Here is a 15,218-nt window from a genome sequence, read left to right on the forward strand (position 1 = left end):
CGCGGGGGTGGGTGGTGTCGGCCCCGTGGTGGCTTCCCACTTGGGGGGGGGGGTTTGGGGTTTTGGGGTTTAAACCCACAAACCCCAAAACACGACCACCTGTACCGACGCCCGCCAGCCGGTATTTGACCGAGCGTTACAGAACGTGCCATGCTGGGCTCATGCCACGTCCGAAGGGATTCGATCCCATCGAAGTACTCGACGCGGCCGTCGACACGTTTTGGCGCAAGGGGTACGCGGCCACCTCGGCCCAGGATCTGGTGGACGGCACCGGTCTGGGCCGGGGAAGCCTGTACCACGCGTTCACGAGCAAGCAGCGCCTGTTCCAGGAGGCGCTGCGCCGTTACGAGGACACGTCCGCCACGCGGGTGGAGGAGATGCTGGTCGCGCCGGGCACGATCCGGGAGCGGATCCGGCGGGTGCTGATGGACGTCGTCGACGACGAGACGGCGGAGCCGTCCGAGCATCGTGGCTGCCTCGCCGTCAACGCCGCCCTCGAACTCGGCGGGATCGACGAGGAGGTCACCGCGCGCGTCCGCCACAACTTCCAGCGGGTCGAGGACGCGTTCCACGTCGAGTACGCCGCCGCGCGGCAGGAGGGCGAGATCGGCGCGAGCCGGGATCCGCGGGCGCTGGCGCAGTTCACCCTCGCCGCGATGTACGGCCTGCGGGTGCTGGGCAAGACAGCGGACCGGCAGGTGCTCACCCAGGTCGTCGAAACCACCATTCAGGCGTTGTGATGTTCCAGGTTTCGTAGCGAATCCCCTCAGTCCACGCGTGGTTTCGCCCGCGCGTGTTCTTTAACGAGCGTTCCACAAGGAGTGAAGGCAAGTCATGACGGAATCCGTCGCGGTGCTCGGCACCGGAATCATCGGTGCCGCGGTGGCCCGCAATCTGAGCAAGGCGGGCTTCGCGGTCCGCGCTTGGAACCGCACCCCGGCCAAGGCCGAAGCACTGACCGGGGACGGGGTCCAGGCGTTCGCGAGTGCCGCGGACGCGGTTGAAGGCGCGCAGGTCGTGATCACGGTCCTCACGGACGGCCAGACGGTGCTCGAAGCGATCCGCGCGGCCGCCCCCGCCGCCGGCACGATCTGGGTGCAGCTCAGCACCGTCGGCGACGCCGTCGACGAACTCGTCGCCTTCGCCGATGAGCAGGGTCTCGTCTTCGTCGACGCGCCGGTGCAGGGCACCCGCCAGCCCGCCGAACAGGGTCAGTTGATCGTGCTGGCGGCGGGCGTGCCCGAGGCGCGCGAGACGGTCCAGCCGCTGTTCGACACGATCGGCAAGCGCACGCTGTGGGTGGGCGACGACGGCCGCTCCGGCGCGGCGAGCCGCCTCAAACTGGTGCTGAACACCTGGGTGATCGCGCTGACCCACGGCGTCGGCGAGGCACTCGCGCTGGCCGAAGGCCTCGGTGTCGACCCGAAGCACTTTGTCGACGTCGTCACCGGCGGCCCGATGGACAACGGCTACTTCCAGGCCAAATCCGCCGCGATCCTCACCAGCGACTACACCACCGCCTTCTCGGTCGACAACGCCGAGAAGGACTCCCGGCTGGTGCTCGATGCCGCGGCTCGCGCGGGTGTCCGGATGGACGTCGTCGAGGCGGGCCGGGCCCGCTTCGCCCGCGCGTCCGAGGCCGGGCACGGCGATGAGGACATGGCGGCCGGCTACTTCGCCAGCTTTGAGAGCCGCATTTAGTACTCTAAATGTGGCCCTTCAGGTATCTGACCTGCGCGGCTTTGCTCTCCTCGAAGTCTCCCCGGCCAGGAAGATGCTCCGGAACGCCGACCTCCCACCAGGCGCCCGCCTCGGTCCAGGAGTTCGGCTGGGTCCGGACCACGACCACCGCCGGCCGGTTTTCGCTCACCGCCGCTTCTCGCGCCTTCGCGTAGGCCGCCCGCACATCGTCCAAAGAGGACGCGGTGAAGGCCGCGCAGCCCAGCGATTCGGCATGGCGTGCGAAGTCGACTCGCGGCGGTGACGCGTGTGCTGTGCGGCAGTCGGCGAGGAAGTTGTTGTACGGTTTGCCGCCTTGGCCCTCCTGCAGCCGGGCGATGACCGCGTAGCCGTCGTTGTCGCAGACCACCGCCACGAACGGGTGCCCGGCGAAGGCGGCCGAGAACAGTTCCGAGTTCAGCATCAGGTACGAGCCGTCGCCGAGCATCGTGGTCACCAGGCCATCGGTATGGGCCATCGCCGCACCCCAGGCACCCGCGAGTTCGTATCCCATGCACGAGAACCCGTACTCGACGTCCATGCTGATCGACCCCGAGCCACGCCAGCCGCCGATCAGTTCTCCCGGCATCCCGCCGGAGGCGGTCATCACGTAGTCGTGCGGTTCGGAGAGGTCGTTGACCACGCCGACGACCTGGGCGTAGGTCGGGATCTCGCCGGAAGCGGCGCGCAGGGAGTCGACATGCGCGTCCCACCGGCCGCGTTCCGCCGCGGCGCGTGCTGTCCACAAAGGATCGGCCTGCCAGCTTTCCAGCTGAGCGGCCAGATCAGAGAGACCGGCGTCGGCGTCGGCCACGACGGCCAGCGCGCCGTGCTTGACCGCGTCGAACCGCGCGGCGTTCAGGGTGATCAGCCGGACGTCGGGGGAGAACACCGTCCACGACGCGGTGGTGAAGTCCTGCAAGCGGGTGCCGACGGCCAGGACGACATCCGCTTCGGCGGCCAGAACGTTCGCGGACGCCGAGCCGGTGACCCCCAGCGGGCCCGCGTGCAGCGGATGCCCGTGGGGGACCAGGGTCCGCCCGGCGGTGGTCTCGGTGACCGGGACGCCGTGGTGTTCGGCGAAGGCCAGCGCGCGCCGACCGGCACCGGAGTACCGGACGCCGCCCCCGAGGACCAGCAACGGTTTCCGGGCCGCCCGCAGCACCCCCGCCGCCTCGGTGAGGGCCCGCCGATCGGGCCGGGGGCGCGGCGGACGATGGGTCACCGGTTCGAACAGCGCGTCCGGGAAGTCGTAGGTCTCCACCTGGACGTCCTGAGGCAGTGCGAGGGTCACCGGACCCGCGTCCGCCGGATCGGTCAGCACCCTGGCGACCTGCGGCAGCGTCGAAAGCAACTGCTCCGGCCGGGTGATCCGGTCGAAATACCGGCTCACCGCGCGGAACGCGTCGTTGACCGTCGCTGTCGGATCACCGAAATGCTCCACCTGCTGCAGCACGGGATCCGGCGCGCGGCTGGTGAAGGTGTCGCCGGGAAGCAGCAGCACCGGCAGCCGGTTGGCGTGCGCGACCCCGGCCGCGGTGACCATGTTCAACGCGCCGGGCCCGATCGACGACGTCACCACGCCGACCTGGCGCCGCTGTGTCGCCTTGGCGTAGCCGACGGCCGCGAGCGCCATGCCCTGTTCGGTCTGGCCACGCCACAGCGGGAGCTCCTCGCGGTGTTCCTCCAGCGCGGTGCCGAGACCCAGGACGTTGCCGTGCCCGAAGATCGCGAACACGCCGGGGAACAGCGGGACCTCCCGGCCGTCCATGGCCTCCGACCGCTGCGCGAGCAGCCAGCGCACCAGCGCCTGTGCGGTGGTCAGCTTCATGACACCCGTCCTTCGTGGCTCGTGACCGGGCAGCGCGGATCGAGTTCCTGGTCGTTCCAGGTCTCGCGGACCCAGCCGTGCGCGGGGTCGTCGCAGAAGGCCATCGACCGCTCCTCGGCAGGCCCGGCCAAGACGTTCAGGTAGTACATCGGGTAGCCCGGCGCGGCGACACAAGGGCCGTGATAGCCGCGCGGGATCAGGAAGACGTCACCGTCCCGGACCGCGACGTCCTCGTCGAGTTCGCCGTCCGAGGTATACGTCCGGTGCAGGCCGAAGCCTTCGCGTGAAGGTGTCACGCCGTCGCGGCCTGCGACGCGGAAGTAGTAGATCTCCTCGTTGACGACCTCACATCCGGACGCCTCGTCGTGCTTGTGCGGCGGATAGGACGACCAGTTGCCGCCGGGGGTGATCAGCTCGCACGCGTTCAGCTTGTCCGCGTGGTCCCAGACACCGGGCACGCCGAAGTTGGTGACCTGCCTCGTCGCCTGACCCGCACCGCGCACTTCCACCGGGACGTTCTCGGCCGGCCCGTAGCGCGGTTCGAGACGGCGGGTGCAGCGCGCCATCGGCAGCGCCACCTCTATGCCGTCCACCGTCGACAATTCGACTTCGGCATCGCGTGGCACGTAGGCGAAATCGGTGACCCGGGTGAACACCGAGTCGCGTCCGGCGAGGTCGAAGACCTGCCCGTCGACGCGGACCGCGCACGCGCCGGACAGCGGCAGGACGAATGCCTCGTACTCGCCGGTGCGCACGACCCGCTTCTCGCCCGCGCGCAGTGCGAGCACCCGAAGCCCGCTGTAGGTCCAGCCCGCTGAATCCGGAGTGAGCCGGACCGGGTCCCGCTCGTCCGAAAGTGTCCCGAGTGGACGGTGCAGCTTGCTCACAGCAACTCCTCGATCTCGTCGGCGGTGGGCATGGCGTCGGCGCAGGCCAGCCGGGACGCGACGAGCGCGCCCGCCGCGTTGGCGTAGGTGGCGATGCGCACCGGATCCCAGCCGGACAGCAGCCCGTGGATCAGCGCGCCACCGAAGCCGTCACCGGCGCCGAGCCCGCATACGACCTCGATCCGCTGCGGCGGCACCGTCCAGCGCCCCTCGGCGGTGGCCACCAGAACGCCCTCGCCCCCCTTCTTGATCACCGCCAGTTCGACACCCCTGGCCAGCATCCGGGACGCGGCCTCGTCGGGATCCGCCGTGCCGACGGCGACCTCCGCCTCGGTGCGGTTGCCGACCGCCACCGTGACGTGGTCGAGCATCCAGCCGATCTCTTCGCGCGCTGTCTCGATGCCGGGCCAGAACATCGGCCGGAAGTCGAGATCGAGCACGGTATGCGACCGTCGTCCGCGCCGCCGGAGCATCTCGCGCTGGGTCCCGCGTGCCGGTTCGACGGACACACCGGTCCCGGTGACCCACAGCAGCGGCACCGTTTCCACGATGTCCCAGGGCACGTCGGCTTCGTCGAGCGTCAGATCCGGCGCGACCGGGGACCGGTAGAACAGCAGGGGCGGATCCGCGGGCGGGTTCAGTTCGCAGAACACCACCGGTGTCTGCAGCCCCGCCGAGGTCCCGACGTGGTCGGGTGACACACCGAACTCCCGCAGCGCCTGCCGGACGTAGTCACCGAACCCGTCCGGGCCGACCTTCGTCAGCACCGACGTCGAGCGGCCGAGCCGCGCGGCGGCGACCGCGACGTTGGTCGCGGTGCCGCCGAGCGATTTGGCGAAGGTACTGACCCCGGCCAGCGGCACGCCGCTCTGCTCGGGGTAGAGGTCCACCCCGACCCGGCCCACGGTCAGTGCTTCGAGAGTGGTCATGAAGGGGACTCCACGGCTCGCAATTCGTGTTCGAGGGCTTCCAGTTCCGCGCCGCCCGCCATCTGCCGGGTCAGTTCGGCGAGGTCGATCCCGGACTTCTCGTAGGAGCCGAGCGGAGCGCCCCGTTTGAGCAGCAGGAACCGATCGGCCACGGGATAGGCGTGATGCGGGTTGTGCGTGATCAGCACGACGCCGAGCCCGCGATCACGGGCCTGCGCGACGTACTTGAGGACGACACCGGCCTGTTTCACACCCAGCGCCGCTGTCGGCTCGTCGAGGATCAGCACCTTCGCCCCGAAGTGGACAGCCCGCGCGATGGCGACGCACTGCCGCTCGCCACCGGACAGCGTGCCGACCGGCTGCTCGACGTCGCGCAGGTCGATGCCCATGTCGGACAACGCCTTCTTGGTCGTCTCGCGTCCCTTCTTCCGGTCCAGCGCCCGGAACGGGCCGAAGCCGACCGTCGGTTCTGAGCCGAGGAAGAAGTTCCGCCATACGCTCATCAGCGGGACGACCGCCAGATCCTGGTACACCGTCGCGATACCGCGATCGAGCGCCTCGCGCGGGGACGCGAACTTGACCGGCTCGCCCTCGACGAGGAACTCGCCCTCGTCGTGCTGGTGGACCCCGGCGAGGATCTTGATCAGGGTGGACTTGCCCGCGCCGTTGTCGCCGAGTACGCAGGTGACCTCGCCCGCGTTGACGACGGTGGACACGTCCCGCAAGGCGATCACGCTGCCGTAGGTCTTGCCGACCGCCTTGACCTCGAGAAGATGGTTCATCGCCGTACCCTTTCCGCGCGCCGCCGGAAGGCGTTGTTGACCAGGACCGCCGACAGCAGCATGACCCCGAGGAACAGCATGAACCAGTCGCTGTCCCAGCGGGCGAACACGATGCCCTGCCGTGCCATACCGAAGATCAGCGCGCCGATCGCGGCACCGATCGCCGAACCGAAACCGCCGGTCAGCAGGCAACCGCCGATCACGGCCGCGATGATGTACTGGAATTCCAGCCCGATGCCCTGATTCGCCTGGACACTCGCGAACCGCAGGATGTTGATCGACCCGACCAGCCACGCGGCGAGCGCGGTGGTCATGAACAGCATGATCTTGGTGCGCATCACCGGAACGCCGACCGCGCGCGCACTCGGCGCGGAGCCGCCGACGGCGAAGACCCAGTTGCCGAACCGGGTCCGGACCAGCAGCCAGGCCGCCAGCGCGGCGAACCCGATCCACCAGGCGATCGAGATCTGGAACGCGGTCCCGCCGATGTCCACTGTGGACGCGAAGACGAAACCGGCGGATTCGTAACCGTCGGTCGAGCGCATTCCGGAGACCTGGACGGTGCCGGTGACCAAGCGAGTGACGCCGAGGTTGAGCCCTTGCAGTGCGAGGAACGTGCCCAGGGTGACGATGAAACTGGGCAGGCCCGTGCGCAGCACCAGCCAGCCGTTGAACGCGCCGACCGCGAGCGCGAAGACCAGCGAGGCGAGCAACGCGAGCCAGACGTTCCAGCCCGCCTGCGTCGCCAGTGTCGCGGTGACGAGGGCGGTGGACGCGGTCATCACGCCTGCCGAGAGGTCGAACTCGCCGCCGATCATCAGCAGGGAGACGGCGACCGCCATGATGCCGAGGGTCGAGGCGTCGTCCAGCCAGGTCGCCACCCCGCTGCCGCTGAAGAACTGGTCGGTGACGACGGTGAAGAACAGGAAGACGACGACGGCGCCGAGCAGCGCGCCGATCTCGGGGCGGACGACCAGCCTGTCGAGCAGCCGGGGTTTCGCGATCCGTTCGTCGAGGGCGGTGGTTGTCATCGCGTACCCCTTCGCACGTACTGACCGACGGTGTCCACAGTGGATTTGTCGACCAGATCAGGACCGGTGAGCACCGGCTTCCCACCGCCGACGACGTTCGCGTTGTCCCGGTAGAGCTTGAGGAACTGCACCGGGAGGTAGCCTTGTTCGTACTGCTGCTGATCGACCGCGAAAACCACGTCGCCCGCCTTGATCGCGCCGACCACGTCGGTGTTCAGGTCGAAGGTGCCGACCTGGGCCTTCGAGCCGACCGCCTTGATCGCGCTGACCGCCCGCGCGGCGACCTGCGAGTTCAGCGTCAGCACCGCGTCGAGCGAGGAATCGGTCTGCACCGCGCCCCGGATCCGGGATTCCGCGTCGGTCGGGTTGCTGATGTCGACCTGCAGGGTCTGCACGTCGCCCGCGAACCCGGCCTTGGCGCCGTCGCAGCGCTGGGCCTGCCCGATGTTGCCCGCTTCGTGGATCACGCAGAGCAGTTTCTTCTTGCCGAGTTCCCTGAACTTCTTCCCGGCCTCCTCACCGGCGATGGACTCGTTCTGCCCGACATGGGTGAGCGCGCCGTACTCCGCGCTCTTGTCCTCCCCGGAGTTGATGGTGATGACCGGGATCCCGGCGCGCACCGCGTTCTCGATCGAGGTCTTGAGCGCCTCCGGGTTCGCCATCGACACCACCAGCCCGCCGACCCGCTGGGCGACCGCGTTGTCGATCAGCTTGGCCTGGTTGCCGGGGTCTCCGTCGGAGTTGTACTCGACCTGGACGTCGAGCTGCCTGCCCGCCTCCTCGGCGCCGTTCTTGACCACGTTCCAGAACGCGTCACCCGCCGTGCCGTGCGAGATGACCGCGACCCGCAGCGGCCCGCTGGCCTGTGTCGTCGCCGGACCGCCGCCCTCGGCGGGTTTCTCCTCGGCCTTCGGCCCGGTGCACGCGGACAGGAGCACCAGCCCCGCCGCGGCCACCAACGCCGCCTTAAAGCGATGGGACATCGTCGTCTCTCCTCGCTTCTTCCTACTTGGCAGCCGGGAGCCGGCTGACGATTTCCTCGAGATGCGCCAGGCTCCTGGCCACATCCCGCTTCGGCAGGTCTTCCGGGCTTCGCTCGCTCAACGCGGTGTCCTGTTCGAGCACGTACCACCCGTCATAGCCCGCTTCGTGGACGGACTTGACCATCGCTTCGATGTCGACGTCCCCGTCACCGAGCGGGACGTACAAACCTTGGCCCACCGCTTCGGCGTAGGGAAGCCTGCCGGCGCGGACGTCTTCGGCGAGTGCGCCACGTACGTCCTTGAGGTGCAGGTGTCCGACCCGATCCGGGTGGCGTTCGGCCAGCGCGACCGGATCGGTGCCGCCGATCAGGAGATGTCCGGTGTCCAGGCACAGCGGGAGAGTGGAATCGGCGAGGAAGCGCTCGACCTCCTCCTCGGTCTCCACCTGCGTCCCGGCGTGCGGATGCAGCACGGTGCGAAGACCGTGTCGCGCGGCGATTTCCCCGATCTCGCCCGAGGTTTCGATCAGTGTCGCCCATTCGGCGCCGGTCAGCTCGGGTTTGTCGTCGTAGCCGTCGAGTCCCGTCGCGGCGGCGAGCACGAGCATGTCGCCACCGCAGGCGGCGAACAGGGCCGCCGACTCTTCCGCCTCGGCCAGCGCGGCTTCGGGGTCCTTGTGCAGCACGACGGCGAGAAAGCCGCCCACCAGGTCGAGCCGGTACCCGCCGAGCAGTTCACGCAGCGCGGCCGGGTCGCGCGGGAGGTACCCCGGAGGACCGAGTTCGGTGGCGCGCACCCCCAGTTCCGCCATTTCGCCCAGTACCGTCCCCGTGTCGAGCACACGGCCCCAGCCGGGGACTTCGCACACACCCCAGGAGATCGGGGCGGCGGCGATTCGGATCCGGGATGTCATCGGCGACCTCCGGTAGGGGAGCGGATTAGAGCGCTCTATTGATTAGAGCGCTCTAATCATGTAGCGTCCGTCACAGCAAAGTCAAGGGCCGAGTTATCAGGCAGGGGGAGAGCGGGACATGGCACGACCGACGATGGAGGACGTCGCCGCGAAAGCGGGGGTTTCCCGTGCGCTCGTGTCCCTCGTGATGCGCAACGCGCCGAACGTCTCCGACGAACGGCGGACGCGGGTGCTGTGCGCGGCGCACGAACTCGGCTACGAACCGCACGCCATGGCCAGATCGCTGGCCAGCCGGACCTCCACCGTCCTCGGCGTGATGGTGTCCGATCTGCGTAACGCCTTCTTCGCCGATGTCGTCGAAGGGCTCGACGCGGCGGCCGAGGCCGCCGGTTTCAACCTGATCCTCAATACCGGTGGCCGCAGTCCCGCCCGCGAACGCGCCGCGCTGCGGAACCTGCTCTCCTTCCGGCCGGCCGGGGTGATCCTGCTGTCGCCGGTGCTGCCCGCGACGGCGATCGAGGAAGCGGCCGCGCAATGTCCGGTCGTCCTCGTCTCGCGGACCTCGCGCGTACGGGACGTGGACACGGTGAACGACGACGGCGAGGCGGGTTCCGCGCTGGCCGTCGAGCATCTCGTCTCGTTGGGTCACCGGCGGATCGCTCATCTGGACGGCGGCGTCGCGGCCGGTGCGGCCGCCCGGCGCCGGGGATATCAGCAGGCGATGCGGCGGCACCGCCTGCACCCGATCATCGTGCACAGTGAACACACCGACACCGCCGGGGAGAAGGCCGTCCACGAACTCCTCGGTGATTACGCGCACGCGGAGCTGCCGACGGCTTTGGTGGCCGGAAACGACTTCAACGCCGTCGGCGCGATCTCCGCGCTGGAGGAGGCCGGCCTACGGGTGCCGGAAGACGTTTCCGTCGTCGGTTACGACAACACCTCGCTCGCCGCGTTGCGACATCTCTCACTGACCACAGTGGACCAGCCGCGCACCGAGATGGGGCGGCTGGCCGTCGAGGCACTGCTCGAACGGGTCCGGGGCGAACGCACCGAACCGGTCCGGCATCTGCTGCATCCGTCGCTGGTGGTCCGCTCGACCACCGCCGCGCTCTAGAAAGGGCAAGAGAATGAGGTTGGGACTTGCCGGCACCGGCCGGATCGGCACTTCGCACGCCGAAACCTTGAAGGGCTTCGACGAGGTTTCGTCCGTGGTCGTCGCCGACGTCGACGCCGGACGGGCCCAGGCGGCCGCGGCCAAACTCGGCGTCGAAGCGGCGGCGGACCTCTCCGCGCTCTTCGCGTCCTCTTTGGACGGACTGGTGATCACGGCTGCGACGGACGCGCATCCGGAACTGATCCTCCGGGCCGTGGACGCGGGCATCCCGGTGTTCTGCGAGAAGCCCGTCGCCGCCGACATCCCCGGCACGCTCGCGGTGATCGACAAGATCTCCGGCTCGGCCGTCCCGGTGCAGATCGGCTTCCAGCGCCGGTTCGACGAGGGCTACGCGGCCGCCCGCGCCGCGGTGGCCTCGGGTGAGCTCGGCTGGCTGCACACCCTGCGCGCCACCACCCTGGATCCGGCGCCGCCGCCCGCGGAGTACGTCGCGCATTCCGGTGGTCTGTTCCGCGACTGCGGGGTGCACGACTTCGACGTCGTCCGGTTCGTCAGCGGCCGTGAGGTCGTCGAGGTCTACGCCGTCGGGGCGAACAAGGGTGAGCAATTCTTCGTCGACGCCGGTGACGTCGACACCGCGGCCGCGACCCTGACACTGGACGACGGCACGCTGGCCGTGGTCTCGCTGACCCGCTACAACGGCGCGGGCTACGACGTCCGGCTGGAGGTCCTCGGTTCGGCCGGGAACGCGGTCGTGGGCCTGGACGAGCGAACGCCGCTGACCTCGGTGGAGCCCGGTGTCCAGCCCCCGCCCGGTCCGGCCTATCCCGGGTTCATGGAGCGGTTCCGCCCGGCGTACGTCAGCGAACTGAAGGCGTTCCTGGAGGTCGTGGCCGGTCGCGCGCCGAGCCCCTGCGGTGCGGCCGACGCGCTGGAGGCCTTCTACATCGCCGAAGCCTGCGAGGTCTCCCGGCGCGAACGCCGACCGGTCCGCGTGGACGAGGTACGCGCCTGAAGACGAGACAGCTTGCTGCCATCGGCGGCCGCCCTCGGTGACCCCTCGCTACAGTGACCGCGGACCATGACGGGCGGCGGGTTTCGTGTCGCCGGAACGCGCGAGGAGTGCGATGCAGCCGAATCCGCCCCAGCACGGGTTACCTCAGTACGGGGCGCCTCAGCATGGATTACCTCAGTACGGTCAGCGGCCCAAGTCGAGGGCGAACACCGCGGCCGCGGTGACAGCCGGGATCCTGGCGCTGCTCATCACGGGCGTACTCGTCTGGTTCGTGCTCTACAACGTCGTCTACGCCAGTAAGCCGGAGGGTGGCTGGTCCGGCCCGGTGGTGCAGAACGTGGTCGGTGGCGTCATCGCCGCCGTGGTGATGACGGTCGCGGCGGGATTCACGTTTGCCCGCAGGATTCCCGGTGTGTGGACGTTGTGCGGGTTTTGCGTGTTCTATCTGGTGGCGATCCTCGTGGTGACGCCGGTGGTGTGGGGCACGCCCTTCAGTACCCACCTAGAGTGGATCTTCGGCTTCCACAAGAGCAATGGTGTCGCGATCGCGCTGGTGGTCATTCTCGGGATCCTGACGGCGATCACGGCGGCGATCGCGGGCAGCGTGAAGTCACGCGGCTGAGCGGGGTCGTGAGTGGTAAGTGTTGTTGGTACCAAGGGCTCCCCAGTACATGATGGCCCCCTTCCTTGCGCTGGACGCAAGGAAGGGGGCCATCATGTACTTCACTACCCTAAGAGAGGGCTCGCAGCTGCAGCTTGTCGAGGATCAGCTTCGCCCGCTCTTCGGCGAGCCGGTACCCCGAGCGTGCGGCGAGTTCGAGTGCCAGCTCGCCGTGTGTCCGGGCTTCGTCGAGTTTCCCGAGTTCCAGCAGGGCTTCCGCTAGCCCGGTCCGCGCGGCGGCCTCGCACCAGAAGAAGCTCGTCGTGCGCGCGATCGACAACGCGAGCCGCTGGTGCTCGGCGGCCTCCTCGGGCAGGCCGAGGCGCAGGCAGACCTCGCCGAGTCCGGCGAGGGTCCAGGCCTCGGTGCCCCGGTCGCCGATCTTGCGGGTGAGCTCGACGGCTTCGAGCGCGTCTTTGCGGTTCTGCTCGCTCGGGTCGAGCCTGCTTTCGAGGACGGCCCTGCCGGAAAGGGCCGTGGCCTCGCCGTAGGTGTAGCCGAGTTCGCGGTTGGCGGCGAGCGCTCGGGTGTAGAAGTCGTAGGCCTCGTCGGTCAGGCCCAGATCACGGTGCACGTTGCCGAGGTCGACCAGCAGCACCGCGACGCTGAACCGGGCGCCGTCCCGTTCGGAGACCGCGAGCGCGCGGGTGAAGTTGGCGAGCGCCGCGTCGAGCTGGCCGGTCTGCCAGTACGGGAAACCGAGGTTCGCGAGCGCCATCGAGACACCCGGCATGTTCAGTTCTTCGCACAGCCGCAGGGATTCCAGCCCGCAGCGGATCGCCTCCTGCGGGTCGCCGAGGCGCTGGTGCACGGCGCTCAGGTTGTTGAGCACGGCCGCGCGGCCCGCGTCCCAGCCTTCGAGGAGGTCTCCGCGCAAGGCGCTGGTGAGGTGTTCGCGCGCCTCGTCGTAGCGGCCGCTGTTGACGCAGGCGAGCGCGATGCTCAGGTGCATCGCCGCCTGTGCCTGTCCGGCGCCGCTGCGCCGGGCGGCCTTGAGGGCGGTCGACGCGGTGTCGATCCATTCCGCGTGATGGCCGCGCTGATGGAAGAAGGCGCGCAGCGCGTCGGCCAGATGCCAGGAGAACTCGGGCGGGCCGTGTTCGGCGCTGTGCTCGACGGCGGCGGCGAGGTTCGGCCACTCCGCGTCCAGCCAGGCCAGCGCCTCGTCCGTGTCGGCGAAGGGCGTGTCCTCCGGCTCTTCGCGCGGCAGCCGCAAGAAGTGGGGGATGAGGACGCGGCCGGCGGCGTCGGCGGTGGTCAGGTAGCTCTCGAAGAGCCGCCTCTCCGCGGTGTCGCGTTCGGGCTTCGCGTCCTCGGACAGCGTGCGGCCCGCCGCGAAACTGCGGAGAAGGTCGTGGAACCGATAGCGGCCAGGGGTGTAGCGCTCGACCAGATGTGCCGCCGCGAGCGCTTTGAGCTGCTGGTTCGCCCGGGAAAGCGGGGCACCGGTCAGCGCCTGCGCGGCGGGAGCGGTGAACGTCTGGCCGGGGACGAGCGCGAGCCTGCGGAACAGCAGACGGTGTTCCTCGGGCAGTGCCCGGTAGGAGACGCCGAACGCGGTCGTCACGGCGCTTTCCTCGGCACCGTCGACGGTCAGCTCCGCCAGCGGGTCGCCACTGGCGAGCTCACGGGCGAGTTCGGCGATCTCGGGTTCGCCGCTCGCGCCGAGGTTGGCCGCCGCGATCCGGAGGGCGAGCGGGAGATGCCCGCACAGCCGGGCCAGCTCCGCCGCCGCGCCCGCCTCGGCAGCGACGAGTTCGCTGCCGAGCACGGCTTCCAGCAGATGCCGCGCGTCTTCGGCAGGCAGTACGGACAGCGGGAGCGCCCGGGCGCCCGTGCGGGCGATGAGGTCGCCGAGCCGCTGGCGGCTGGTCACCAGGACGGTGCCCGACGGCGGCAGCAGCGGCGTCACCTGACCGGAGTCGCGCACGTTGTCGAGGACCAGGAGGACCCGTTTGTCGGCGAGAAGGGAACGCAGGAGCGCGGCCCGTGCGTCGGTGTCCGGCGGGATGGCCTTCGGCGCGGTGCCGAGCGCCTGCAGCAGCTGCGTGAGCGCGACCGCCGGGGTGAGCGGTTCGTGGTCGGGGTCGAAGCCCCGCAGGTCGAGGTAGAGCTGCCCGTCGGGGAACGCGTCGCGGACGCGGTGGGCCCAGCGGACGGCGAGCGCGGTCTTGCCGACGCCGGCGGTCCCGCTGATCACCCAGATGTCGGTGCCCTCGCCCGTCGGCCGGGTCGCCTCGTCGAGCCGTTCCAATTCGGTCGCCCGGCCGGCGAATCCCCGGACGTCGTGGGGCAGCTGCGCCGGGCGGACCGGCTCGGGTTTGACCGTGCCTGCCGCCGGTTCGAGAGCGGGGTCCGCCGCCAGGATGGCGGCTTCGAGTTTGCGCAGCTCCGGGGACGGGTCGAGGCCCAGCTCGCCATTAAGCCTGTCCCTCAGCGCACGGAAGGCTTCGAGCGCGTCGTCGGTGCGGCCTTCACGGTGCAGCGCGAGCATGAGCTGCCCGACGAACCGCTGGCGCAGCGGATGCGCGGCGACCAGTCCGGTCAGCTCCGCGAGCACCTCCCGGCCGCGGCCGAGCCGCAACTGGGCCTCCGCGCGATCCTCCAGCGCGGTCCAGCGCGCCTCGTTCAAGCCGCCGCACAGTCGCTGGGCGACTTCGCCGCTCACTACGTCGGACAACGCCTCGCCGCGCCACAACCCGAGCGCCTCGTCCAGGAGTTCCACGGCGGTCTCGTCGTCGGCCTTGCGCGCTCGCGCGGTCAGTTCGGTGAACCGGTGCAGGTCGACCTGGCCCGGATCGACCTTCAGCAGGTAACGGGTTCCCTCGGAAACGATCTCCGGCCCGCCCGCGCCGCGGAACACCGCCCGCAGCCGGGACACCAGCGCTTGCACGGTGTTCCGGGCGCTCACCGGCGGTTCTTCCGGCCAGAGCAGGTCGATGATCCGGTCGCGCGGGACCGGCTTGCCCGCCTCCAGCAGCAGAACCGCCAGCACGAGCCGCTGTTTGGGCGAGCCGAGCTCGACCGGGCCGCCGTCGGCCCACCCCTCGACGGCGCCGAGGACGCGGAACTCCACCCGGCCACCTCCGCCCACACCTCGTCAGAGCCTGCAAGCGTAGTGCAAGCGCCCTGCATCCGGCCCCGGTGATCCTTGGGGCTGTGTCCACCGAGGACCCGTCGCCGGAACCGTGCCCAACCAACAAGACGGGCAGGACCCCCCATTCGGTTCCGGTACGACGGTGGACACCTTCAACTTGCACAGGCACCGCCATCTGACGGCGGTGGGGGTTGGGGGTAGTGCCAGCTCGACGTCTTCCCCCGTGTCGTCGAACTGGCGCTCTTCGTGACTG

General features: G+C 69.7%; 13 protein-coding genes. 5 read left to right on the forward strand and 8 right to left on the reverse strand.

The window, feature by feature from the left end; genetic code table 11:
* Positions 1-161 precede the first annotated feature (161 nt).
* Both ACZ5ZX_RS25640 and ACZ5ZX_RS25645 read left to right on the forward strand, forming a co-directional pair.
* The gene (locus ACZ5ZX_RS25640) at positions 162-740 is read left to right on the forward strand and encodes a TetR/AcrR family transcriptional regulator (protein ID WP_465504519.1); all 579 of its coding nucleotides are present in this window, start codon (positions 162-164) and stop codon (positions 738-740) included.
* A 94-nt stretch (positions 741-834) separates the two neighbouring features.
* Positions 835-1,701 (forward strand): NAD(P)-dependent oxidoreductase, encoded by an 867-nt coding sequence (locus ACZ5ZX_RS25645; RefSeq protein WP_465504520.1) that lies wholly within the window; start codon positions 835-837, stop codon positions 1,699-1,701.
* Positions 1,702-1,705: 4 nt separating this feature from the next.
* Here the strand turns inward: ACZ5ZX_RS25645 and iolD are convergent, their stop codons facing one another.
* From iolD to ACZ5ZX_RS25680, 7 genes are read right to left on the reverse strand one after another with little or no spacing between them, the layout of a single operon-like run.
* Positions 1,706-3,550, reverse strand: a complete 1,845-nt coding sequence (gene iolD, locus ACZ5ZX_RS25650; protein WP_465504521.1) for a 3D-(3,5/4)-trihydroxycyclohexane-1,2-dione acylhydrolase (decyclizing) — start codon at positions 3,548-3,550, stop codon at positions 1,706-1,708.
* Positions 3,547-4,437: a 5-deoxy-glucuronate isomerase gene (gene iolB, locus ACZ5ZX_RS25655; RefSeq protein WP_465504522.1), complete on the reverse strand. Its 891-nt coding sequence runs from the start codon at positions 4,435-4,437 to the stop codon at positions 3,547-3,549. Before iolB ends, iolD begins: the two co-directional genes overlap by 4 nt.
* Positions 4,434-5,366, reverse strand: a complete 933-nt coding sequence (gene iolC, locus ACZ5ZX_RS25660; RefSeq protein ID WP_465504523.1) for a 5-dehydro-2-deoxygluconokinase — start codon at positions 5,364-5,366, stop codon at positions 4,434-4,436. Before iolC ends, iolB begins: the two co-directional genes overlap by 4 nt.
* Positions 5,363-6,148: an ATP-binding cassette domain-containing protein gene (locus tag ACZ5ZX_RS25665; RefSeq protein WP_465504524.1), complete on the reverse strand. Its 786-nt coding sequence runs from the start codon at positions 6,146-6,148 to the stop codon at positions 5,363-5,365. The genes iolC and ACZ5ZX_RS25665 overlap by 4 nt, the downstream gene beginning before the upstream one ends.
* A complete protein-coding gene (locus ACZ5ZX_RS25670) occupies positions 6,145-7,179 on the reverse strand; it encodes an ABC transporter permease (protein ID WP_465504525.1) in 1,035 nt (344 codons plus the stop codon). The genes ACZ5ZX_RS25665 and ACZ5ZX_RS25670 overlap by 4 nt, the downstream gene beginning before the upstream one ends.
* Positions 7,176-8,162: a sugar ABC transporter substrate-binding protein gene (locus tag ACZ5ZX_RS25675; RefSeq protein WP_465504526.1), complete on the reverse strand. Its 987-nt coding sequence runs from the start codon at positions 8,160-8,162 to the stop codon at positions 7,176-7,178. Before ACZ5ZX_RS25675 ends, ACZ5ZX_RS25670 begins: the two co-directional genes overlap by 4 nt.
* Before the next feature lie 22 nt (positions 8,163-8,184).
* Positions 8,185-9,075, reverse strand: coding sequence for a sugar phosphate isomerase/epimerase family protein (locus ACZ5ZX_RS25680; protein WP_465504527.1), 891 nt, complete (start codon positions 9,073-9,075; stop codon positions 8,185-8,187).
* A gap of 118 nt (positions 9,076-9,193) precedes the next feature.
* Between ACZ5ZX_RS25680 and ACZ5ZX_RS25685 the strand changes: the two genes are divergently transcribed.
* The 3 genes from ACZ5ZX_RS25685 (at position 9,194) to ACZ5ZX_RS25695 (ending at position 11,829) form a co-directional block, all read left to right on the forward strand.
* Positions 9,194-10,192: a LacI family DNA-binding transcriptional regulator gene (locus tag ACZ5ZX_RS25685; protein ID WP_465504528.1), complete on the forward strand. Its 999-nt coding sequence runs from the start codon at positions 9,194-9,196 to the stop codon at positions 10,190-10,192.
* 13 nt (positions 10,193-10,205) lie between these two features.
* Positions 10,206-11,207 carry a Gfo/Idh/MocA family protein gene (locus ACZ5ZX_RS25690; protein WP_465504529.1) on the forward strand — a complete coding sequence of 334 codons (1,002 nt, stop codon included), beginning with the start codon at positions 10,206-10,208 and terminating at the stop codon, positions 11,205-11,207.
* Positions 11,208-11,319: 112 nt separating this feature from the next.
* Complete coding sequence (locus ACZ5ZX_RS25695; protein ID WP_465504530.1) at positions 11,320-11,829, forward strand: hypothetical protein; 510 nt, start codon at positions 11,320-11,322, stop codon at positions 11,827-11,829.
* 109 nt (positions 11,830-11,938) lie between these two features.
* Here the strand turns inward: ACZ5ZX_RS25695 and ACZ5ZX_RS25700 are convergent, their stop codons facing one another.
* Entirely contained in the window at positions 11,939-14,944 is a 3,006-nt protein-coding gene (locus tag ACZ5ZX_RS25700) for an AfsR/SARP family transcriptional regulator (RefSeq protein WP_465504531.1), read from the reverse strand.
* Between the last annotated feature and the right edge of the window lie 274 nt (positions 14,945-15,218).

Source organism: Amycolatopsis sp. NPDC033938 (assembly GCF_055575975.1).

Bases quoted from the DNA above. Each gene is read 5' to 3' on its own strand.
- ACZ5ZX_RS25640 (WP_465504519.1), top strand. From the start codon at position 162: ATGCCACGTCCGAAGGGATTCGATCCCATCGAAGTACTCGACGCGGCC.
- ACZ5ZX_RS25645 (WP_465504520.1), top strand. From the start codon at position 835: ATGACGGAATCCGTCGCGGTGCTCGGCACCGGAATCATCGGTGCCGCG.
- iolD (WP_465504521.1), bottom strand. From the start codon at position 3,550: ATGAAGCTGACCACCGCACAGGCGCTGGTGCGCTGGCTGCTCGCGCAG.
- iolC (WP_465504523.1), bottom strand. From the start codon at position 5,366: ATGACCACTCTCGAAGCACTGACCGTGGGCCGGGTCGGGGTGGACCTC.
- ACZ5ZX_RS25665 (WP_465504524.1), bottom strand. From the start codon at position 6,148: ATGAACCATCTTCTCGAGGTCAAGGCGGTCGGCAAGACCTACGGCAGC.
- ACZ5ZX_RS25670 (WP_465504525.1), bottom strand. From the start codon at position 7,179: ATGACAACCACCGCCCTCGACGAACGGATCGCGAAACCCCGGCTGCTC.
- ACZ5ZX_RS25675 (WP_465504526.1), bottom strand. From the start codon at position 8,162: ATGTCCCATCGCTTTAAGGCGGCGTTGGTGGCCGCGGCGGGGCTGGTG.
- ACZ5ZX_RS25680 (WP_465504527.1), bottom strand. From the start codon at position 9,075: ATGACATCCCGGATCCGAATCGCCGCCGCCCCGATCTCCTGGGGTGTG.
- ACZ5ZX_RS25685 (WP_465504528.1), top strand. From the start codon at position 9,194: ATGGCACGACCGACGATGGAGGACGTCGCCGCGAAAGCGGGGGTTTCC.
- ACZ5ZX_RS25690 (WP_465504529.1), top strand. From the start codon at position 10,206: ATGAGGTTGGGACTTGCCGGCACCGGCCGGATCGGCACTTCGCACGCC.
- ACZ5ZX_RS25695 (WP_465504530.1), top strand. From the start codon at position 11,320: ATGCAGCCGAATCCGCCCCAGCACGGGTTACCTCAGTACGGGGCGCCT.